Genomic DNA, 18,785 nt, shown 5'->3' on the forward strand with positions numbered 1-18,785 from the left:
CAGCGCGGGATGGGCGCCGTCAGCGGAGCCGCTCGGCGTCGATCACCGGCACCGTGCCGGTGAGGTCGGCGCGTTGCCCGGAGGCGTGCACCCGCCCGCTCGACCGGGCGCCCTCCCAGTCGAGCCGGCCGGTCGCGAGGGCGAGCCAGGTCGCGGCATCCGTCTCGACGACGTTCGGCGGGGTGCCGCGGGTGTGCCGCGGACCCTCGACGCACTGCACGGCGCCGTACGGCGGCACGCGGACCTCGACCGACCCGCCCGGCGCCTGCTCGGCGAGCAACTGCAGGGTGTAGCGCACCGCGAGCGCGAGCGTGGTGCGGTCGACCGACGGCGCCTCTCCCGACGCGAGCCCGTCTCCGCCGACCTGCACGACGACCGCGACGGCGGCCCTCCCGATGTCGTCCCCGATCCGCGCGCGTGCCATGCGCCCATCCTCCCCCAGATGTCACGGCCCGTGTCGCCGGGAGGGCGCTCCGGTAGCCTGACGGGGTGAGAATCCTCGTCCTCGGTTCGGGCGCGCGCGAGCACGCCATCATCCTCGCCCTGCTCGACGAGGAGGCGGGGCACGAGATCGTGGCCGCGCCCGGCAACGCGGGCATCGCGGCATCCGCCACGTCGTCGGCGCGCGGCAGCGTCGAGACCATCGCACTCGACCCGACCGACCCGGTCGTCGTGGCCGACTACGCGATGGACAACGACATCGAGCTGGTCGTCATCGGCCCCGAGGCGCCGCTCGTCGCCGGCGTCGCCGACGCCCTGCGCACGCGCGGCATCGCGACCTTCGGCCCGGCCAAGGCGGCGGCGCAGCTCGAGGGATCGAAGACCTTCGCCAAGCGCATCATGGAGGCCGCCGGGGTGCCGACCGGTCGCGCCGAGCTCGTCGACTCGCTGCCCAAGGTCATCGCCGCACTCGACGAGGTCGGCTCCCCGTACGTCGTGAAGGCCGACGGCCTCGCCGCCGGCAAGGGCGTCCTCGTCACCGAGGATCGCGAGGCCGCGATCGCCCACGCCGCGCACTACCTGCAGCAGGGGCCGGTGCTCGTCGAGGAGTTCCTCGACGGCCCCGAGGTCTCGCTGTTCCTGCTCTCCGACGGCTCGAACGTGCTGCCCCTCTCGCCCGCCCAGGACTACAAGCGCCTCCGCGACGGCGACGAGGGCCCCAACACGGGAGGCATGGGCGCCTACTCGCCGCTGCCCTGGCTCGACGAGCGCTTCGGCAGCGAACAGGCCTTCGTCGACGAGGTCATCGAGACCATCGCCCTGCCCACGATCCGCCGCCTCGACGAGGAGCAGACGCCGTTCATCGGGCTGCTCTACGCCGGGCTGATCATCACGAGCCGCGGCATCCGTGTCATCGAGTTCAACGCGCGCTTCGGCGACCCCGAGACCCAGGTGGTGCTCCCGCGCCTCGCGACGCCGCTGTCGGGCCTGCTCTACGCGGCCGCGACCGGCCGGCTCGCCGAGCAGCCGCGCCCAGAGTTCCGTCCGGACGCCGCGGTCACCGTCGTGCTCGCGAGCGAGGGGTACCCCGAGTCGCCCGAGACCGGCCGACGGATCGACGGGCTCCTGGATGCGGCATCCGTGCCCGGGGTGCACGTCGCCCACGCCGCGACCGCCGTCGGTTCGACCGCCGACGACACCGAGCCGCACCTCATCGCCACGGGCGGGCGCGTGCTCAACGTCGTCGCCGTCGGCGACGGGTTCGCCGAGGCCCGGCGCCGCGCGTACGAGGCGATCGGCCACCTGCGTCTCGAAGGCGGCCAGTACCGCACCGACATCGCCGCGCGCGTCGCGGACTGACGAGGTTCGCCGCACCCGCCGGGCTGCGGCATCCGTGACGAGGAGGAGACGGCCATGACCGACGCGAACGGACTCGACGGCTGGACGCACGTCTACTCGGGCAAGGTGCGCGACCTGTACGTGCCCACCGTGCTCATGACCGACGACGACACCTGGACGGGCGACCCCATGTCGCTCTCGCCCGTGGTGCTCGTGGTCGCGAGCGATCGCGTGAGCGCGTTCGACCACGTGCTGGAACCCGCGATCCCCGGCAAGGGAGCGCTGCTCACCTCGCTCACGCGCTGGTGGTTCGACCGCCTGCCCGAGGTGCCGAACCACCTCGCCTACGCCGAGGACGACCGCTACCACGACCTTCCGCCCGTGCCGGCCGAGGTGGCCGACCGTGCGATGCTCTGCCGCGCACTCGACATGTTCCCGATCGAGTGCGTCGTGCGCGGGTACCTCACCGGCAGCGGGTACAAGGAGTACGTCGAGACCAGCGGGATCGCCGGCATCCGCCTGCCGGAGGGCCTCGCCGACGGCGACCGGCTGCCGGAGCCGATCTACACCCCCGCGTGGAAGGCCCCCCTGGGTCAGCACGACGAGAACATCACGTACGAGCGCACCGTCGAGCTCGTCGGCGAGACCGTCGCCGAGCAGCTGCGTGCGCTCTCGCTGTCGGTGTTCACGCACGCCTCGGAGGTCGCCGAGGAGCGCGGGCTGATCCTCGCCGACACGAAGTTCGAGTTCGGGGCCGACCGCGAACTCGGCATCGTGACCCTGGCCGATGAGGTGCTCACGAGCGACTCCAGCCGTTACTGGGACCTCGAGGCGTACCTGACCGGCCCGACGCCCGAGGTGCGGATGGCGAGCTTCGACAAGCAGATCGTGCGCGACTGGCTCGCCGCGAACTGGAACCAGGACGAGACCGAGGAACCGCCCGTCCTGCCGGCCGAGGTCGTCGAGCAGACGGCGGAGCGGTATCGCGCGCTCGTGGAGCGCTTGACGCAGGCGCTCTGAGCGCGGCTCGCGCGGCTCGGCGCCCCGCTAGTCGGCCGGGCGCTTCCGGTGCGACATGTCGTGGAACGCATCGAATTCGAGCGCGACCCCGGGCAGGGGCGTGGCATCCGGCCGGGCTCGCAGGCCGTCGATCACGATCGTGAGCTGACGGCGCCAGTACGGGAGGTACGCACCGCCGTACTGTCCGAGCGAGCCGAGCATGTCGACGAGGATGCTGAGGTCGACCGCGGTCACGTCGGGCCGGAGCGACCCCTCGGCCTTGGCGCGCTCGACGATGCCGTCCATGAGCGCCTGGAACTCCATGCCCGGACGGTGGTCGGGCTCGATCTCGGCCATGCGGCGCATGATGCCGGGGATGTACGGGCGCTCGGCGAGCCAGCCCGAGAGGAGTTCGAGCCAGCGCTCGACGGCCTGCCAGCCCGTCGGCGCCTCGAGGATCCGGGGACCGTACGCGTGGAGCTCGGCGACGCCGTCGTCGTACAGCGCGCGGATGAGCGCGTCCCTCGACGGGAAGTGCCGGTACAGCGTGCCGGCGCCCACCTCGGCCCGGTTGGCGAGTTCGTCGAGCGGGGCGTCGACGCCGCGCTCGGCGAAGAGTCGCTTCGCCTCGACGATGAGGCGCTCGCGATTGCGTCGCGCATCCCTGCGCATCGTCACGGGGGATTCCACGACCACAATCTACGCCCGTCGCCTGCGAGTCCTTCGGGCCCTTGTGCCCGCGCCCTGGGGGCTTGGCTCCCCCCGATGGCGGCAGGTAGGATTCGGACAGCATCCTCCGCTTGGTACCCGAACCGGGGGACGCTCGCCCACGTGGCGAACCGCGACGCGGCGGATGGCGGGCAGCCCACTGCCCGGGGGAACATCCGCCGCGTCGTCCCGAACGGGATCAGTCGAGCGTGCGGATGACGACCTCCACCGGCTCGCCCGGCTCGACCCCCTCGGCCTCGCGCACGGCGCGCTTCACGGGGAGCGCGTACCGCTCGCGGCCGGGAAAGATCGAGGTGCGCCACGTCGTGCCGCCGATCGTCGCCTCGACGCGGATCGAACCGAACCCGCGCGGCATCCGGGGGCGGTCGCGGATCTCGTCGGACTCCTCCGCGGGCACGTCCACGAAGTACCAGGTGTCGGACGCCCGCTCGCTCCACCGGTAGAGCTCGCTCGTGAACCGGTAGGTCTCCTCCATGGCGCCGACCCTACCCGCGCCCACCGACCCGTCCGGAGTCCCGGACCCGAGCGTCCCGACGGCCCTGACGGCGCGACCGGCCCGCTGGCTAGGCTGGCCGGGTGGCAGCACACGACGAGCAGCTCGCCGACGACGGGGTCGAGGCGAACACGCGGCGGATCGAGGCATCCGTCGTCACCGACTTCAGCGACCGGATGAGCTACGGCGGCTACCTCGACCTCGACACGCTGCTCTCGGCGCAGCGCCCCATCTCCCGGCCCGAGCACCACGACGAGCTGCTGTTCATCATCCAGCACCAGACCACCGAGCTCTGGCTGAAGCTCGTGCTGCACGAGCTCGAGACCGCACGCGACCTCATGCGCGCCGACGAGCTCGCCCCCGCGCTGAAGTGCATCGCACGGGTCAAGCACATCCAGAAGACCCTCACCGAGCAGTGGTCGGTGCTCGCCACGCTCACGCCCACCGAGTACGCGCAGTTCCGCGGCGTGCTCGGCAACGCGAGCGGGTTCCAGTCCTACCAGTACCGCGCCGTCGAGTTCGTGCTCGGCAACAAGAACGCCAGGATGATGCAGGTCTTCGAAGCCGATGCCTCGGCGACCGCCATCCTGCGCCACGCCCTCGAGTCGCCGAGCATCTACGACGAGTTCCTGCGGTTGCTCGCGCGCGCCGGCTACGACATCCCCGCCGAGGTGCTCGAGCGCGACGTCACCGAAGCCTGGACCTTCCGGCCCGAACTCGTACCCGTCTTCGCCGCGATCTACGCCGATCCCGACCGCCACTGGTCGGCGTACGAGACATGCGAGGAGCTCGTCGACCTCGAGGACAACTTCCAGCTCTGGCGGTTCCGGCACCTCAAGACCGTCGAGCGCATCATCGGCTCGAAGACCGGCACCGGCGGCTCCAGCGGCGCGCCGTTCCTGCGGCGAGCGCTCGAGCTCACGTTCTTCCCCGAGCTGTTCGCCGTCCGCACCGAGATCCCGGGGTGACCGCGATGACGGATGCCGCCGGCACCTCGGACGCCCTCGGACCGCTTGCGCGACCCGTGCGCCGCTCGCTGAACGGCGACCACCCGGGAGAGACCGGCACGATGCTGCCGCCGCTCGTCGACCACCACGTGCACCTGCAGCTGACCGATCCGGATGCCGCGGTCGCGCGCGGCGTCGCCGCGGTCGTCGATCTCGGCGCCGACCCGGGTGCGATCGCGACGATCGCGCGCACCGAGGGCCTGCCGCACGTCAGGTACGCGGGGGCGTTCCTCACGGCGCCGGGCGGCTACCCGGCCGGCCGGTCGTGGGCCCCCGAGGGCAGCGTCCGCGAACTCCGGCTCGTCGGCGCGGGCGAGGGCGCGGGCGATGCGGCGCTCGAGCACCGGGCGCTCGCCGGGCCGATCGAGGCCGCCGTCGACGAGCAGCACCGGTTCGGGGCCTCCGTCGTCAAGGTCGCGCTGAACGCGTCCGCCGGGCCGGTCTTCGACCGTCCGACCCTCGACGCCGTCCTCGCGATGGCCCGGAGCCGCGGGCTGCCCGTCGCGGCCCACGCCGAGGGTGCGGGCATGGCCGCGCTCGCCATCGAGGCGGGCGTCGACGTGCTCGTGCACGCGCCGTTCACGGAACGGCTCGACGACGCCCTCGTCGCCGCCGCGGTCGCCGGCGGGCAGGCGTGGATCTCGACCCTCGCGATCCACGTACGGGACGACGCGGCGGCGGCCGAGGTCGCCATCGACAACCTGCGCCGCTTCCACGCCGCCGGCGGCCGCGTGCTCTACGGCACCGACCTCGGCAACGGCGATCTCTCCCCCGGCGTGAACCCCGACGAGGTCGCCGCGCTCGTGCGTGCCGGGCTCGCGCCATCCGCCGTCATCGCCGCGCTCGCCGACCCGTGGCCCGAGCGCACCGCCGACTGGACCGATGCGGGCGTGGCCACGTTCGTGCCCGACCCGGCGCCCGCGGGCGCCGACCTCGCCGAGCCCGAGGCGTTCGCCGCGTGGCTCGCCACCGCCCGGATCGTCCCCACCGAGGAACTGGAGCCCCGCTGACATGGACCCCCGGCTCGCCTACGCCCGGCGCATGGACCGTTCCGACGGCCTCGCGCACCACCGCAAGCGCTTCGTCGGCGCCGACACCGACCTCGTCTACTTCGACGGCAACTCGCTCGGCCGGCCGCCGGCGTCGGCGATCGACCGCGTCGCCGCGTTCATGCGCGAGGAGTGGGGCGGGCGCCTCATCCGCGGCTGGGACGAGTCCTGGCTGAACCTGCCGTACGAGATCGGCGACCAGATCGGCCGCGCGGTCATCCAGGCCAAGGCGGGCCAGACGGTGATCGGCGACTCGACGACGGTGCTCATCTACAAGCTCGCGCGGGCCGCCGTCGACGCGCAGCTCGCTCGCGACCCCGAGCGTCGCGAGATCGTCGTCGATCGCGACAACTTCCCCACCGACCGGTACGTGCTCGAGGGCATCGCGAACGAGACCGGATGCCGCCTCCGCTGGATCGACGTCGACCTCACGCGCGGCGTGACCTCCGAGCAGCTCGCCGAGGCCGTCGGCCCGAAGACCGCCCTCGTGGTGCTCAACCACGTCTCGTATCGCTCGGCGTACCTCGCCGACGCCCCGGAGCTCACCCGTATCGCGCACGACAGCGGCGCGCTCGTCCTGTGGGACCTCTGCCACTCGGCCGGATCGGTGCCGGTGCACGCGGACCTCTGGGACTTCGACCTCGCGGTCGGCTGCACGTACAAGTACCTCAACGGCGGGCCCGGCTCGCCCGCGTTCGCCTACGTGCGCGACGATCTGCACCGCCTGCTGCGGCAGCCGATCCAGGGCTGGTTCGGCACGGCCGACCTGTTCGCCATGGGGCCGGAGTACGTGCCCGCGAGCGGCATCCGTCGCTTCGTCAGCGGCACCTCGCCGATCTCGGCGATGATCGCGATGCGCGAGACGCTCAGCATGATCGAGGACGCGGGCATGCCCGCCATCCGGGCCAAGTCGGTCGCGCTCACCGAGTTCGCGATCGACCTGGCCGACGAGTGGCTGGCGCCGCTCGGCGTCACGGTCGGCTCGCCGCGCGACCCCGAGGAGCGCGGCGGCCACGTGATCCTGCAGCACGAGGCGATGCGCGAGGTCACGGCGCGACTCTGGCAGCGCGACGTGATCCCCGACTATCGCGACGTCGGCGGGCTGCGCATCGGGCTCGCGCCGCTCTCGACGAGCTTCGAGGAGGTGCATCGCGGCCTCGACGTCACGCGCGAGGTGCTCCGCGAGGTCCTCGCCGAGCGCGCGGGGCTGGGTTAGGTCGCGCGGGACGCGTCGGCACGGTGGCGTTCACGGCCGGCGCGGCGGTCGCCCGCGAGCACCGCAACCACCACCGCGAGCGCGAGTCCGGATTCGGACAGTGCCGAAAGCCAGAGTTCCGGAGCCGTCAACAGCAGCGTCAGTCCCAGCACCACGTGCATGCCGCCGAAGGCGAGCACGAGCGCCCGACCCGCCGCCACCTGCCCGCGCCGCACGAGGGCGATCCCGATGACGGTCGCGATCCCCATCAGCATGTTGTACACGCCGACGTTGCGAGTCCAGAGGGCGACGGCATCGTATTCGCCCGGTTCGATGAGGAAGATCGGGTAGAGCGCCGCGCTGCGGAAAAAGAAGGTCTCGAGCGCGCCGACCACGATCAGGGTCAGCGCCATGAGCCCGGCGAGGACCTGCGCGGTGAGGGTCATAGGGCGGATGATCCTCGCCCACCGGGTCGCCCGCCACCCCCGAACGGGGTGCACGGGCGTCGTTACGCGGTGTCCGCCGACGTGTCAACGGCCTCGACCTCACCGGCCGGACGGACGAGACTGCTCCGGTGGCGCTTCGCAGCATCCGCGGACGCCTCGACCGAAGGAGCGACGAGCATGAGCGACGAGAAGACGACACGCACCGACGCCGGAGCCTCGGGAGCCGAGGACTCGACCACGATGCCCCCGACGCCGCCGATCGGCTCGGAATCGGTGACCGGGACGACCACTTCGGGATCGTCGGGTCCGACCGGTCCGACGGGTTCGACGGGTTCGACGGGTTCGACGGGTTCGACGGGTTCGACGGGTTCGACGGGTTCGAAGGGTTTGTCGAAGGGTTTGAAGGGTTCGACCGCGGCGCCCGCCGGCCCCGGCGAGGACGTCGACAGCGGTGACCGCGAGGCCGTCGACTCGGTCGGCGCCCCGTCGGGCACGCCGATCGGCAAGGCGACGGATGCGGCGGCCGAAGCCGCCCGCACCGCGGCCGCGAAGCTTCGCGAGGCCGCCGACAGCGCCGACCTCGACAAGTTCGCCGAGGACGCCAAGCGCGTCACGGGCGAATGGTCGGAGAAGGTCAAGGAGGAGTACCGGCGCCGGCCCGGCGTCGTGATCGGCGCGGCGGTGGCGGGTCTCGTCGTCCTCGGCATCATCGCGCGAGCGCTCGGACGGCGTCGATGAGCGGCGACGGCCGGGCCGTCGACGGATCTGACGGCATGGGCGGCACGGACGGCACCGAGGGCACCGGCACCTCCACCGGCAGCACCGGGTCGTACGGTCGCCCGGGCAGCGCCTCGCCCGACCCCAAGCAGCCGGTGACGTCGATGGATACGGCCGCGGCGGACGGCGACGCCGAGGAGCACGACGACCCGGCGGCGCACGGCGGACCGGAGCTGCGCGAGCTGCCCACCACGGAGGACGGCGTCGTCGCCGACGACGCCTCGAAGGACCACGGCGTCGGCGGACGCGCGTAGCATGGCCGGATCACCACGCCGACCCCGGGTCGGCGTGAACGCTCCGATGGAAGGGACGGGTCCATGACGGATGCGACGAACCAGCCGAGCGACGAGCTCGACAAGCGGGTGGAGGCGGCCGTCGACGAGGCCAAGACCGCGGCCGATCGGGCCGCACGCGAAGCCGACGCGTCGCTCGAGGCCATGCGGAACGCCGCGGCGGAGGCGGCGGAACGCGGGGCCGCGGCGCTCTCGGATGCGGCCAGCCAGGCGCGTGCGGTCGCGGTCGACGCGCTCGACGACGCCGAGGACCTCTTCGAGGACGCGTCGGACTGGCTCGAGGAGAAGTACCGCGAGAACCCCGCCCTCGTGCTCGGGGTGGCCGTCGCGGCGGGCATCGCGCTCCTCGTGGGCGTCGGCGCCATCGCGCGCGCGATCTTCCGGCGCTGATCCTCACCCGCCGACGGCAGGGCCCGGCATCCCGTCGAGTGCGGCGATCCGGTCGAGCTCGCCCTGGAGCGCGTCGCCGAACACCCGCGCCGACACGGCGTCCGCGTCGCAGTGCACGGCGCAGTGGAGCCGCCCGTCGTACGACAGCGCCGACACCCCCAGGCGGACGTTGCCCTGGATGGGCGCGAGTGGCCACGCCCGCTCGAGCGGGGCGCCCGCGACGGCGAGCGGATGCCGCGGCCCCGGCACGTTCGTCACGAACATCGCGATCAGCCGCTGGTACCGCACCAGTCGGCGGAACAGCACGGTGCCGAACCGGGTACGGGTGAGCTCGTAGGACCCGCGCGACCGCGCGTCCGCCTTCCGCGCCCGAGTCAGGTCGGCGATCCGCCGCACCCTCGTCGACGGGTCCGGTTCTCCGGTCGGCAGGGGGACGAGCATGACGCCCACGGCGTTGCCGGACCGACCCCGGTCGGCGAGCGCGACCGGCACGCTCGCGGGAACGGCGGGCGGCACCGGCTCGCCGCGCTCCCGCAGCGCGGCTTCCGCCGCCGCGACCGCCGCCGCCAGGAGCGCATCGTTCACGGTGCCCCCGGCGGTTGCGGCGCCGCGCGCGAGCGCGTCGAGCGATGCGTCGACGAACGCGACGCCGCGTCGCGGCCCGATCCGCCCGAGCAGCACCGTCGGCGGCAGGACCGGCCGGAACACGGCGGTCGTCCGCTCCCACCCCGAGCCGAGCGTCCGCAACCGTTCGCGCAGGCTGCGACGCGGGCGCGGGGCCGTCGGCGACGCGGCCGGCGCGGCGGCATCCGTCGGCCCCTCACCCGCACCGAGCAGCACCTCGACCAGCCGGACCGCGGCGATGCCGTCGGCGAGCGCGTGGTGGATGCGCAGCACGAGCCCGACCCGCGAGGGCGCCGCGCCGGGTACCACGAGCAGCTCCCACAGGGGCCGGTCCATCGGCATCGGGGTGACCATGAGGCGCGCGCACAGGGCCTCGAAGCCCGCCGGACCGTCGACGGCGTCCAGGAGCCGGACGTGCCGGTCGAGGTCGACCGCGGTCTCGGCCCACACCAGGCGTCGACCCTCCCGGGCGACGCGCTGCGACAGCCGCGCCTCCCGCGGGAGGCGCGCGGCGAATCGGGTGCGCAGGACCGCGAGGTCGACCGTCCCGTCGGATGCGACGACGCCGCCCGGAGCCAGCAGGCCCGCCATGAGGAACGCGTTGACCTGGTCCGGCGCGTCGATCACGATGTTCGACGCGTCGGCCGGTGAGAGCGGCTCGTGCCGCACGCCCACCTCCCCCATCGCCGCAGTCTACGACCGGCGACGACCGGCGGGTCGGCGCCCGGTAGAATCGGAGCGACCCTCACCGTCCCCACCGAACGGAGCACCGCTGTGCCCACCATCGTCGTCGACGTGATGCCCAAGGCCGAACTGCTCGACCCCCAGGGGAAGGCCGTCGCCGGCGCCCTCGCCCGCACCGGGCACGGGTCGATCACCGGGGTCCGGGTGGGCAAGCGGTTCGAGCTCACCGTCGACGGACCGGTCGACGACGCGATCAAGGCCGAGGTGGCGGCGCTGGCCGAGAACGTGCTCTCGAACGCCGTCATCGAAGACGTGGTCGGCATCCACTACGAGCAGTCGAACGCCGAGCTCGCGGCCGAGGCCGCCGATGCGGCATCCGCTCACCACGACGGGTACGAAGCGCCCGCGGGCGAGACCCACTGACCGAGACCCACGGAGGCCCCCGCATGCGCATCGGCGTCATCACGTTCCCCGGCTCGCTCGACGACCGCGACGCCCAGCGCGCGGTGCGCCTCGCGGGCGGCGAGCCCGTCGCGCTCTGGCACGGCTCGCACGACCTCGAGGGCGTCGACGCGCTCATCCTGCCCGGCGGGTTCAGCTACGGCGACTACCTCCGGTGCGGCGCGATCGCCTCGCTCAGCCCGATCATGACCGAGGTCGTCGACGCGGCGAACCGGGGCATGCCCGTGCTCGGCATCTGCAATGGCTTCCAGATGCTCACCGAGGCGCACCTGCTCGAGGGCGGACTCATCCGCAACGACCACGGCGCGTTCATCTGCCGCGATCAGGTGCTGCGCGTCGAGAACGACGACACCGCGTGGACCACCGAGTTCGCGAAGGGCCAGGAGATCACCATCCCGCTGAAGAACGGCGAGGGCGGCTTCATCGCGTCGGAGGAGACGCTCGACCGGCTCGAGGGCGAGGGCCGCGTGGTGTTCCGCTACGTCGGCGTGAACCCCAACGGGTCGCTGCGCGACATCGCAGGCATCACGAACGAGCGCGGCAACGTGGTCGGCCTCATGCCGCACCCCGAGCACGCGGTCGAGCCCGGCTTCGGCCCCGACACCGCGGCCGCGATGCGGTCGGGCGTCGACGGGCTCGGGTTCTTCGCGAGCGTCGTGCGCCGCTCGCTCGTCGAGGCGTAGCCGCTCCGGCCTTCCCGCGGCGCGCCGCGCCCGCGACGCCGGACTCGTTCGCTCGCCGAGGGGACGCGACACGCCGCGGCCCTGCGGGCTCGCGTCCCCTCGCGGCGCGTCGACGGCGCCCGCCGCGACCGACGCCCTTCCCGGAGACGGGAAGGGGGCGAGGTGGCCGCCGGCCACCCCGCCCCTCGTCGGACCGGGACTCAGTACCCGATCGGGATGACGCCGGTGTCGGTCTGGTAGCCGGTGACGGGCGCGTGCGGGATCTCGTCCCAGCGCGCCGGGTCCTCCTGCTGCACCTCACCGGTGGCCATGCCGACCAGCAGCTCGGTCAGCGCCAGCACGTTCTGGCGGATCGACTTGCCGCGCGCCTTCTGGCCGAGGCTGCCGTCGCTCGTGTTGCCGCTGGTCTCGAAGAAGATCGCCGGGTTGCTGTGCCCCTCGGGGTTGAGCCCGTCGTGGTCGAGGCCGAGCATCATCGCCGACACGACGCCGCCCTTGATGTCGATCTCGAGGCTTCCGCCGACCTGGTAGCGGTCCATGTTGATGTAGCCGGCCTTCTGCAGCTCGTCGTAGACGTGCACGTGCATCTGGCGGGTGAGCACGTCGTACTCGCCGCCCTTGATGCCGGGCAGCGTCGGGCCGCCGGGCGCGAGCGAGATGCCGAGCGACAGGGTGACGTCGTCGCCGGTTCCGTACTCGCGCTTGAGGCCCTGGTGGTGGATGTCGATGGCGAACGCCGGGTCGACCATGGTCCAGTACTCGTAGAACGCCTCGGACTCGGCGGCCTCGAACTTGCCCACGCCCCAGTCGCGGTTGAGGTCGATCCGCTTCGACGTGCCGTCCTGCAGGACGGTCTGGCGGATGTTCATCTCCGAGCCGTCGGGGTTGTACATCGGGATCACGTGGAACGTGTACGTCTCGCGGAGGAGCTGCCAGTCTGCCGACCCGTTGGTGCCCATCTCCTTCAGCACGGCGAGCAGCGACTCGGTGCCGTACGGCTCGTTGCCGTGGATGCGGCCCTGCAGCCACACGTGCTCGTCGCCCTCGCCGACGGTCGCGACGTAGAGGTCGCGGCCCTGCTCGGAGGTCGACACGGCGGTGCCCACCTCGGCGAGGGTGAACACGTCGACGTCGAAGCGCGAGGTCTTCTCGAGTCGCTCGAGCTGGGTGATGAGGTCGTCGTAGGTGACGATGCTCGAGATGTTGGTGTTGCCCTCGGGCGACGGGAAGTTGGGCCCAGCGAGCGCGGGCCCGCCCGACGTGAACGGGATGGCGACGGCGAACGCCGCGGCGGCGGCGATGGCGGTGGTGCGGCGGTGGCGGTGCGGTGGCTTCGGGCCGTAGGTCATCGGTGACTCCCCCATGGAACGGACGTGCCGGTGAAGGCGGCACGCGTCCTCGGGACGGCCATCCGGAAGAGGCTTTCCCAAGGACGTGGGCCCGAGCCTACGGACGTGGTCGGCATGGGGGCAAGAGACGCGCGTCCGGAGTCGACCGTCCGCTCCGCACCGATCGTCCAACAATCGGCGCGGAGCGGACGAACCGGGATCCGCGACTAGGCCGCGGCGTCCTCGTCGGCGTCGGGCTGCTGCGGAGCCTCGGCGTTCACGCCCCGGGCGTACGCCTCGCGCAGCGAGGTGCCGAGCTCGGCGTCGACGTTCGTCCAGTACCGGAAGAACCGCTCGCGGATCTCGTCGATCGTGATCGCGTGCGCCTGGCCCGACAGCGTCTCCAGGAAGCGCGCCTTCGCCTCCGCCGAGAACACGTCGCGGTAGAGGGTGCCGGCCTGGCCGAAGTCCGAGTCCTCGGCGCGCAGGGTGTACGCCGTGCGCACGAGCTCGCCGTCGGCCTCCCAGCCGCCCTCGCCCGCGATCGCGGCGTCGGCGACCGGTCCGCCGAACGAGTTCGGCGCGTACACCGGCGCGGTGGGCGCGTTGAAGTGGTAGCGCGCCGCGCCGTCCTGCGAGTAGTTGTGCACGGATGCCGCGTGCGGCGCGTTCACCGGCAGCTGGTTGTAGTTCGTGCCCACCCGGTACCGCTGCGCGTCGGGGTAGCTGAAGACGCGCGCCATGAGCATCTTGTCGGGGCTGATCGCGATGCCCGGCACGGTGTTCGCCGGCGAGAACGCGGCCTGCTCGATCTCGGCGAAGAAGTTCTGCGGGTTGCGGTCGAGCGTGAGCGTGCCCACCGGGATCAGCGGGTAGTCGCCGTGCGGCCACACCTTGGTGAGGTCGAACGGGTTGAAGCGGTAGGTCTTCGCGTCCTCGTACGGCATGACCTGCACGTGCAGGTCCCACTTCGGGAACTCGCCGCGCTCGATGGCGTCGTAGAGGTCGCGGCGGTAGAAGTCGGCGTCGGCACCCGCGATGGCCTCGGCGGTCGGGGCATCCAGGTGGAGGTCGCCCTGCTGCGAGCGGAAGTGGTACTTGACCCAGAACTTCTCGCCGGCGGCGTTGATCCACTGGTAGGTGTGCGAGCCGTAGCCCTGCATCTCGCGCCACGACTTCGGCAGGCCGCGGTCGCCCATGAGGTAGGTGACCTGGTGGGCCGACTCGGGCGAGAGGGTCCAGAAGTCCCACTGCATGTCGGCGTCGCGCAGGCCCGAGCCCGGCAGGCGCTTCTGCGAGTGGATGAAGTCGGGGAACTTGATGGCGTCGCGGATGAAGAACACCGGGGTGTTGTTGCCGACGATGTCGTAGTTGCCCTCGGTCGTGTAGAACTTCAGCGAGAAGCCGCGCACGTCGCGCCAGGTGTCGGGCGAGCCCTGCTCCCCGGCGACGGACGAGAAGCGCAGGAGCGTCTCGACCTCGGTGCCAGGCTGGAAGAGCGCGGCGCGCGTGTAGGCGGACACGTCGTGGGTGACCTCGAACCGGCCGAACGCGCCGCCGCCCTTCGCGTGGACGATGCGCTCCGGGATGCGCTCGCGGTTGAACTGCGCGAGCTTCTCGACGAGGTACCGGTCGTGCAGCACCGTGGCGCCGTCGGCGCCGACGGTGAGCGAGTGCGCGTCGCTCGCGACGGGCGTGCCCGTCTGCGTGGTCGTGACGGGCGGGTTCGCGGGGTTCGACATGTCGTCCTTCTCTCTTCGGTGAACGGATGCCGCGGCCGGGTCGGGACAGGACGTGCAGGCACGACGAGCACCGCCCCGGTCGGGCGGTCGGCGCGCAGGGGCGCCGGGGCGAGCGGATGCCGCCGGACTAGCCGGTGGCCTCCCGCTGGCAGTCGGCGCAGAGGCCCCAGAAGGTGACCTCCGCGGTGTGGATGGCGAAGCCGCCCGCGGTGGACGGCACGAGGCAGGGCGCCTCGCCGACGACGCAGTCGACGTCGGCGACGGCGTGGCAGCGCGTGCACACCACGTGGTGGTGGTTGTCGCCGATGCGGCTCTCGTAGAGGGCGGCAGAGCCGGCGGGCTCGATGCGGCGCAGGAGACCGGCGCCGTGCAGGGCGCCGAGCACGTTGTAGACCGACTGCAGCGGCGTGCCGGGCAGGGCGTCGACCACGCGGGCGTGCACCGCGTCGGCGTCGAGGTGCCCGTTGCCGGTGACGGCCTCGAGCACGGCCAGGCGCGGTGCGGTCACCTTGAGCCCGGCGGCGCGCAGGTGCGCCTCGGCCTCGTCTCGGTGCATCGCGGTCGCCATGCCTCGAACCTAGCAGTTGTTTTGAATGGATCAAAACAACTGAGGCATGCGCACCTCTGCTCAGCGACGGGCGCCGTCGGGGTCCTCGGCGCCGGGCTCGACGACCGGGATCGCAGCCGTGAACTCCGACGCGCGCTGCTCGCCCTCATCGCTGCCCGAGAAGAGCCCGGCGCGCTCGCGCGGCGCGGCGTCGTCGGGGCGTCGGGCCCGCGGCGCGGCATCCGCTCGCCCCTCGTCGGTCGTCGCCTCGCCGGCCTCGCCGAGGAGGACGCGCTGGCGGGGCAGCGCGTCGCGGTCCTGGTCGCGCACCCACTCCACGAGCTCCTCGCGCACGAGGCAGCGCAGGTCCCACAGGGCGGCCGAATCGGCCGCGCTGACCAGGACGCGCACGCGCACCAGCCCGCCGGTCGCCTCGGTGACCTGCAGCACCTTCGTGCGCCCGTCGAAGAGGTCGGTGCCGTCGAGCACGCGGTCGAGCTCCTCCCGCATGGCGTCGGTCGACACCCGCCAGTCGACGTCGAGCTCGACCGAGCCGATGAGCGCACTGCCGTACTTGGTCCAGTTCTGGAACGGCTTCGTCGTGAAGTAGGTGCACGGCAGCACGACCGTCCGCTCGTCCCAGGTCATCACCACGACGTACGTGAGCGTGATCTCGCGGATGCGGCCCCACTCCCCCTCGACGACCACCACATCGTCGACGCGGATCGCCTCGGAGAACGCCAGCTGGACGCCCGCGAACACGTTCGCGAGCACCGACTGCGCCGCGAGACCGGCGACGATCGACGCGATGCCGGCCGAGGCCAGCAGGCTCGCGCCCACCGCGCGCACGCCGTCGAACGTGAGCAGGATCGCCCCCATCGCGACGAGCGCGACGACGACCACCACGAGCCGGCGGACGACCTGCAACTGCGTGTGCACCTTGCGGGCCACCCGGTTGTCGGCGACGCCCACGTCGTACCGGCGTTCGCCGACGTCGGCGAGGAAGAGCAGCACCTGCGCCACGAGCCACGCGCCGGCGCCGATGAGCGCGATGAGCACGGCGTGGTCGACGACCGGCCGCCACGGCTCGTCCGGGAAGGCGAGGGCGATCGCGATCGCGATGCCGCCGATGAGGAGCACCGTGCGGAACGGCCAGCGCGCCCGCCGAATCAGGATGTTCGCCGAACTGCGACGCCGCGCGACCGCACGCACCACGAGCGAGGCGATCGCCGAGACGACGAAGACGGATGCCGCGACCGCGAGCAGCGCGATCGCGAGGACGGCTCCGGGCGGCCAGGTGGCGGTGTCGGGCATGTGGAGACTCCCTCCGGTCGAGGCCCAGCGTAGGCTGCCGACGAGGGGGTGGCATGTCCGATCGATCGAACGGGACCCGGCGCAGGCTTTCCGCACTCTCCGAAGCAGTGGCCTCCCGCCTCTGGCCCATCCCGGCCGCGGCCCTCCTGGTCGGCGTCGCGCTCGGCGTCCTGCTGCCGGAACTCGACCGCGCCGTCGACGAGGAGCTGCCGTCCGCGATCGCGGCCTGGGTCTTCAGCGGCGGCGTCGACGCCGCCCGCGCCGTCCTCACGACCATCAGCGGGTCGCTGATCACTGCGACCTCGCTCACGTTCTCCCTCACCGTGGTCGCGCTGCAGCTCGCGAGCAGCCAGGCCTCGCCCCGGCTGCTGCGACTCTTCGCCTCCGACCCGATGGTCCACTGGACGCTCGCGGCCTTCCTCGGCACCTTCGCCTACGCGCTGGTGGTGCTGCGCACCGTCTCCGACGCGGGCGGGAACCTCGCCGTGCCGCGGATCTCCGTCACGTTCGCCGTGCTGCTCACGGTCGTGAGCATGCTCGTGCTGATCCTCTTCCTCGGCCATCTCGCGCGGATCCTCCGGGTCGACACCATGCTCAAGGACGTGCACTCGGAGGCGTCGCGCACCGTGGAGCTCCTCGCGGAGGACCGGCCGGATGGCACCGAGACGATCCCGACCGCACCGGCGGATCGCCCGGAGCATCGGGTCGTCGCCAACCGGTCCGGCTTCGTCACGTCGATCGACCGGGCCCGCCTCGTCGACCTCGCCGAACAGCACGACGTCGTCATCCGCGAGCGGCTGGCCGTCGGCTCGAGCATCGTGGCGGGCACGCCGATGGCCTCGTGGTGGACGGCCGAGGACGCATCGGCGATCCCCGATCGGGCGGGGGCCGATCCGGTCGGCGATGGCATCAGGAACGCGGTCTCGATCTCGTACGAGCGCACGCCCCGCCAGGACATCGGATACGGGGTACGCCAGCTGGCGGACATCGCGACGAAAGCCCTGTCGCCCGGCGTCAACGACCCGACGACGGCCGTCCACGCCCTCAGCCACCTGGCCGCGGTGCTGGCCGACCTGGCCGAGCTTCCCCCGGAACCGCCGTCCCTCGTGGACGCGGCCGGACGCGCCCGGCTGGTGCCGTGTCGCACCGACTTCGCAGCCCTCCTCGAGACCGCGTTGCAACAGCCGCGACGATACGGCGCCGGCGATCCCGACGTCGTGTCCCGGCTCTACGGGCTCATCGCAGACGTCGCGTGGCGCACTCGCGATGCGGAACGACGTGCAGCGCTGCGAGAGCAGCTCGACCGCCTCTCCGCCTCCGTTGCGCGCCAGGACTACGACGAGGTCGAACGGCGTCGATTCGCCCAGCTCGAGGCCGACGCGCGACGTGTGCTCGACGCGGCTGACGAGCCGACACGGCCCTGACGCTCGGCGCCGGCACGCGAGCACCCGGCACGGCGGCCGGTTCTCGGTGGGCTTCGGGCCCGATCATGGGCGGCCCATAGCGTCCGGGACGACGCTGGTCCGAGGCGGGATCCCGCCCGCCGCGCACCCCGCACACGGAGGAACCCCATGACCGATGGAACCGCGCCCCGGCCGTCCACCCCGGCGGCGCCGACGGCGGCGACGGCGGCGACGGACGCGCGCACGCGTCGAAGGAGGGTTCGGCGCTGACCGAGGGTGAGCAGCGTCCACGTCCGCGCGCCCTTCGCCACCGCGGCGAGGGCGGCGTCGATCTCTTCGCGGCGTTCCAGGGGCAGGGTGTCCGGGGTCACGGCGCTCTCCTTCGCGGCGGTCGTCTCAGCTTACGTCCGGGGCTGCGGCCGCCGTTCGGAGCGGTCACTCGATGTCCGCGCGTCGGAGCCGGTACCGCGCGAGCGGGATCAGGCTCGCCAGCACGAGGGCGGCGGGGACGACGCTGAAGCTCAGGACGATGCCCGCGATCGCCGCCGGCGGCTGCCAGACGAGCATGGCCGCGGTGCGTTCCACGTATCCCGTGGCGGCCAGGACGACCGTGAGCACCGTGGCGCCGAGGGCGAAGCCGGTGGTCTCCCCGGCCGTCCACACGCCGCCGAAAGCTCCGGCGCGCCCGGTCCCGTGTCGAGCGGCGTCGTGACTGATCACGTCGGGCAGCATCGCCATCGGGAGCGACTGCATTCCTGCGTACGCGACGCCGGCGACGGCGACAGACGCGTACAGCCACGCGCCGGGCGCCCAGAGCGCGACGACGGTGGACAGTGCCGCC

The 18,785-nt window shown here is 72.7% G+C and carries 20 protein-coding genes and 1 pseudogene; 11 read left to right on the top strand and 10 right to left on the bottom strand.

The genetic code is table 11. The features are described from left to right. Window positions 1-19 precede the first annotated feature (19 nt). Complete coding sequence (locus AVP42_RS02090; protein ID WP_067945658.1) at window positions 20-424, bottom strand: sterol carrier family protein; 405 nt, start codon at window positions 422-424, stop codon at window positions 20-22. A 65-nt stretch (window positions 425-489) separates the two neighbouring features. Between AVP42_RS02090 and purD the strand changes: the two genes are divergently transcribed. Next, window positions 490-1,800 (top strand): phosphoribosylamine--glycine ligase, encoded by a 1,311-nt coding sequence (gene purD, locus AVP42_RS02095; RefSeq protein ID WP_067945660.1) that lies wholly within the window; start codon window positions 490-492, stop codon window positions 1,798-1,800. A gap of 54 nt (window positions 1,801-1,854) precedes the next feature. Beyond that, complete coding sequence (locus AVP42_RS02100) at window positions 1,855-2,799, top strand: phosphoribosylaminoimidazolesuccinocarboxamide synthase (RefSeq protein WP_067945662.1); 945 nt, start codon at window positions 1,855-1,857, stop codon at window positions 2,797-2,799. A gap of 27 nt (window positions 2,800-2,826) precedes the next feature. On the opposite strand, the gene AVP42_RS02105 is transcribed toward AVP42_RS02100, so the two are convergent. Together AVP42_RS02105 and AVP42_RS02110 are read right to left on the bottom strand one after the other, a co-directional pair. Further along, complete coding sequence (locus tag AVP42_RS02105) at window positions 2,827-3,468, bottom strand: TetR/AcrR family transcriptional regulator (protein ID WP_157356683.1); 642 nt, start codon at window positions 3,466-3,468, stop codon at window positions 2,827-2,829. Between the two features lie 217 nt (window positions 3,469-3,685). Then, window positions 3,686-3,982: a DUF1905 domain-containing protein gene (locus AVP42_RS02110; RefSeq protein WP_067945666.1), complete on the bottom strand. Its 297-nt coding sequence runs from the start codon at window positions 3,980-3,982 to the stop codon at window positions 3,686-3,688. Between the two features lie 101 nt (window positions 3,983-4,083). Between AVP42_RS02110 and kynA the strand changes: the two genes are divergently transcribed. From kynA to AVP42_RS02125, 3 genes are read left to right on the top strand one after another with little or no spacing between them, the layout of a single operon-like run. Beyond that, window positions 4,084-4,968 carry a tryptophan 2,3-dioxygenase gene (gene kynA, locus AVP42_RS02115; RefSeq protein WP_067945668.1) on the top strand — a complete coding sequence of 295 codons (885 nt, stop codon included), beginning with the start codon at window positions 4,084-4,086 and terminating at the stop codon, window positions 4,966-4,968. Between the two features lie 5 nt (window positions 4,969-4,973). Further along, window positions 4,974-6,017, top strand: coding sequence for an amidohydrolase family protein (locus AVP42_RS02120; protein WP_067945693.1), 1,044 nt, complete (start codon window positions 4,974-4,976; stop codon window positions 6,015-6,017). A gap of 31 nt (window positions 6,018-6,048) precedes the next feature. Then, on the top strand, window positions 6,049-7,272 hold the full coding sequence (locus tag AVP42_RS02125) for a kynureninase (RefSeq protein WP_231878508.1): 1,224 nt from the start codon (window positions 6,049-6,051) through the stop codon (window positions 7,270-7,272). On the opposite strand, the gene AVP42_RS02130 is transcribed toward AVP42_RS02125, so the two are convergent. After that, window positions 7,269-7,697: a DUF1304 family protein gene (locus AVP42_RS02130; protein ID WP_067945672.1), complete on the bottom strand. Its 429-nt coding sequence runs from the start codon at window positions 7,695-7,697 to the stop codon at window positions 7,269-7,271. The genes AVP42_RS02125 and AVP42_RS02130 overlap by 4 nt on opposite strands. A gap of 399 nt (window positions 7,698-8,096) precedes the next feature. Here AVP42_RS02130 and AVP42_RS02140 point away from each other — a divergent pair, with 399 nt between their 5' ends. The 3 genes from AVP42_RS02140 to AVP42_RS02150 all read left to right on the top strand — a co-directional run bounded on the left by AVP42_RS02140 (window position 8,097) and on the right by AVP42_RS02150 (window position 9,157). Next, window positions 8,097-8,435, top strand: coding sequence for a hypothetical protein (locus AVP42_RS02140; RefSeq protein ID WP_067945676.1), 339 nt, complete (start codon window positions 8,097-8,099; stop codon window positions 8,433-8,435). A gap of 35 nt (window positions 8,436-8,470) precedes the next feature. Further along, window positions 8,471-8,728, top strand: a complete 258-nt coding sequence (locus AVP42_RS02145) for a hypothetical protein (RefSeq protein WP_157356684.1) — start codon at window positions 8,471-8,473, stop codon at window positions 8,726-8,728. Between the two features lie 63 nt (window positions 8,729-8,791). Then, a complete protein-coding gene (locus AVP42_RS02150; protein ID WP_067945680.1) occupies window positions 8,792-9,157 on the top strand; it encodes a hypothetical protein in 366 nt (121 codons plus the stop codon). Window positions 9,158-9,160: 3 nt separating this feature from the next. Here AVP42_RS02150 and AVP42_RS02155 read toward each other — a convergent pair whose 3' ends face one another. After that, on the bottom strand, window positions 9,161-10,465 hold the full coding sequence (locus AVP42_RS02155) for a wax ester/triacylglycerol synthase domain-containing protein (protein ID WP_067945682.1): 1,305 nt from the start codon (window positions 10,463-10,465) through the stop codon (window positions 9,161-9,163). A gap of 90 nt (window positions 10,466-10,555) precedes the next feature. Between AVP42_RS02155 and purS the strand changes: the two are divergent. Together purS and purQ are read left to right on the top strand one after the other, a co-directional pair. Further along, window positions 10,556-10,795, top strand: a pseudogene (gene purS, locus AVP42_RS02160) (phosphoribosylformylglycinamidine synthase subunit PurS); the annotation flags it as partial. Window positions 10,796-10,911: 116 nt separating this feature from the next. Then, complete coding sequence (gene purQ / locus AVP42_RS02165) at window positions 10,912-11,610, top strand: phosphoribosylformylglycinamidine synthase subunit PurQ (RefSeq protein WP_067945684.1); 699 nt, start codon at window positions 10,912-10,914, stop codon at window positions 11,608-11,610. 200 nt (window positions 11,611-11,810) lie between these two features. Here purQ and AVP42_RS02170 read toward each other — a convergent pair whose 3' ends face one another. The 4 genes from AVP42_RS02170 to AVP42_RS02185 all read right to left on the bottom strand — a co-directional run bounded on the left by AVP42_RS02170 (window position 11,811) and on the right by AVP42_RS02185 (window position 16,541). Then, window positions 11,811-12,959 (bottom strand): M14 family zinc carboxypeptidase, encoded by a 1,149-nt coding sequence (locus AVP42_RS02170; RefSeq protein ID WP_082846921.1) that lies wholly within the window; start codon window positions 12,957-12,959, stop codon window positions 11,811-11,813. Between the two features lie 206 nt (window positions 12,960-13,165). Beyond that, a complete protein-coding gene (locus AVP42_RS02175) occupies window positions 13,166-14,680 on the bottom strand; it encodes a catalase (RefSeq protein WP_067945686.1) in 1,515 nt (504 codons plus the stop codon). A 127-nt stretch (window positions 14,681-14,807) separates the two neighbouring features. After that, window positions 14,808-15,248 (bottom strand): Fur family transcriptional regulator, encoded by a 441-nt coding sequence (locus AVP42_RS02180; RefSeq protein WP_197466928.1) that lies wholly within the window; start codon window positions 15,246-15,248, stop codon window positions 14,808-14,810. Window positions 15,249-15,308: 60 nt separating this feature from the next. Beyond that, window positions 15,309-16,541, bottom strand: a complete 1,233-nt coding sequence (locus AVP42_RS02185) for a mechanosensitive ion channel family protein (RefSeq protein ID WP_082846922.1) — start codon at window positions 16,539-16,541, stop codon at window positions 15,309-15,311. A gap of 107 nt (window positions 16,542-16,648) precedes the next feature. Between AVP42_RS02185 and AVP42_RS02190 the strand changes: the two genes are divergently transcribed. Next, window positions 16,649-17,965 (top strand): DUF2254 domain-containing protein, encoded by a 1,317-nt coding sequence (locus tag AVP42_RS02190; protein WP_231878509.1) that lies wholly within the window; start codon window positions 16,649-16,651, stop codon window positions 17,963-17,965. A gap of 414 nt (window positions 17,966-18,379) precedes the next feature. On the opposite strand, the gene AVP42_RS02195 is transcribed toward AVP42_RS02190, so the two are convergent. Further along, window positions 18,380-18,785, bottom strand: a 406-nt coding sequence (locus AVP42_RS02195; RefSeq protein WP_197466929.1) for an MFS transporter, incomplete at its 5' end; no start/stop codon positions are given.

Source organism: Agromyces sp. NDB4Y10 (assembly GCF_001620055.1).
Classification (GTDB): domain Bacteria; phylum Actinomycetota; class Actinomycetes; order Actinomycetales; family Microbacteriaceae; genus Agromyces; species Agromyces indicus.

Coding starts and splice junctions, on each gene's coding strand:
- AVP42_RS02125 (WP_231878508.1), top strand. CDS start 6,049: ATGGACCGTTCCGACGGCCTCGCGCACCACCGCAAGCGCTTCGTCGGC.
- AVP42_RS02185 (WP_082846922.1), bottom strand. CDS start 16,541: ATGCCCGACACCGCCACCTGGCCGCCCGGAGCCGTCCTCGCGATCGCG.
- AVP42_RS02090 (WP_067945658.1), bottom strand. CDS start 424: ATGGCACGCGCGCGGATCGGGGACGACATCGGGAGGGCCGCCGTCGCG.
- AVP42_RS02175 (WP_067945686.1), bottom strand. CDS start 14,680: ATGTCGAACCCCGCGAACCCGCCCGTCACGACCACGCAGACGGGCACG.
- AVP42_RS02110 (WP_067945666.1), bottom strand. CDS start 3,982: ATGGAGGAGACCTACCGGTTCACGAGCGAGCTCTACCGGTGGAGCGAG.
- AVP42_RS02180 (WP_197466928.1), bottom strand. CDS start 15,248: ATGGCGACCGCGATGCACCGAGACGAGGCCGAGGCGCACCTGCGCGCC.
- AVP42_RS02130 (WP_067945672.1), bottom strand. CDS start 7,697: ATGACCCTCACCGCGCAGGTCCTCGCCGGGCTCATGGCGCTGACCCTG.
- AVP42_RS02100 (WP_067945662.1), top strand. CDS start 1,855: ATGACCGACGCGAACGGACTCGACGGCTGGACGCACGTCTACTCGGGC.
- purQ (WP_067945684.1), top strand. CDS start 10,912: ATGCGCATCGGCGTCATCACGTTCCCCGGCTCGCTCGACGACCGCGAC.
- AVP42_RS02155 (WP_067945682.1), bottom strand. CDS start 10,465: ATGGGGGAGGTGGGCGTGCGGCACGAGCCGCTCTCACCGGCCGACGCG.
- AVP42_RS02150 (WP_067945680.1), top strand. CDS start 8,792: ATGACGGATGCGACGAACCAGCCGAGCGACGAGCTCGACAAGCGGGTG.
- AVP42_RS02145 (WP_157356684.1), top strand. CDS start 8,471: ATGGGCGGCACGGACGGCACCGAGGGCACCGGCACCTCCACCGGCAGC.
- AVP42_RS02170 (WP_082846921.1), bottom strand. CDS start 12,959: ATGACCTACGGCCCGAAGCCACCGCACCGCCACCGCCGCACCACCGCC.
- AVP42_RS02120 (WP_067945693.1), top strand. CDS start 4,974: ATGACGGATGCCGCCGGCACCTCGGACGCCCTCGGACCGCTTGCGCGA.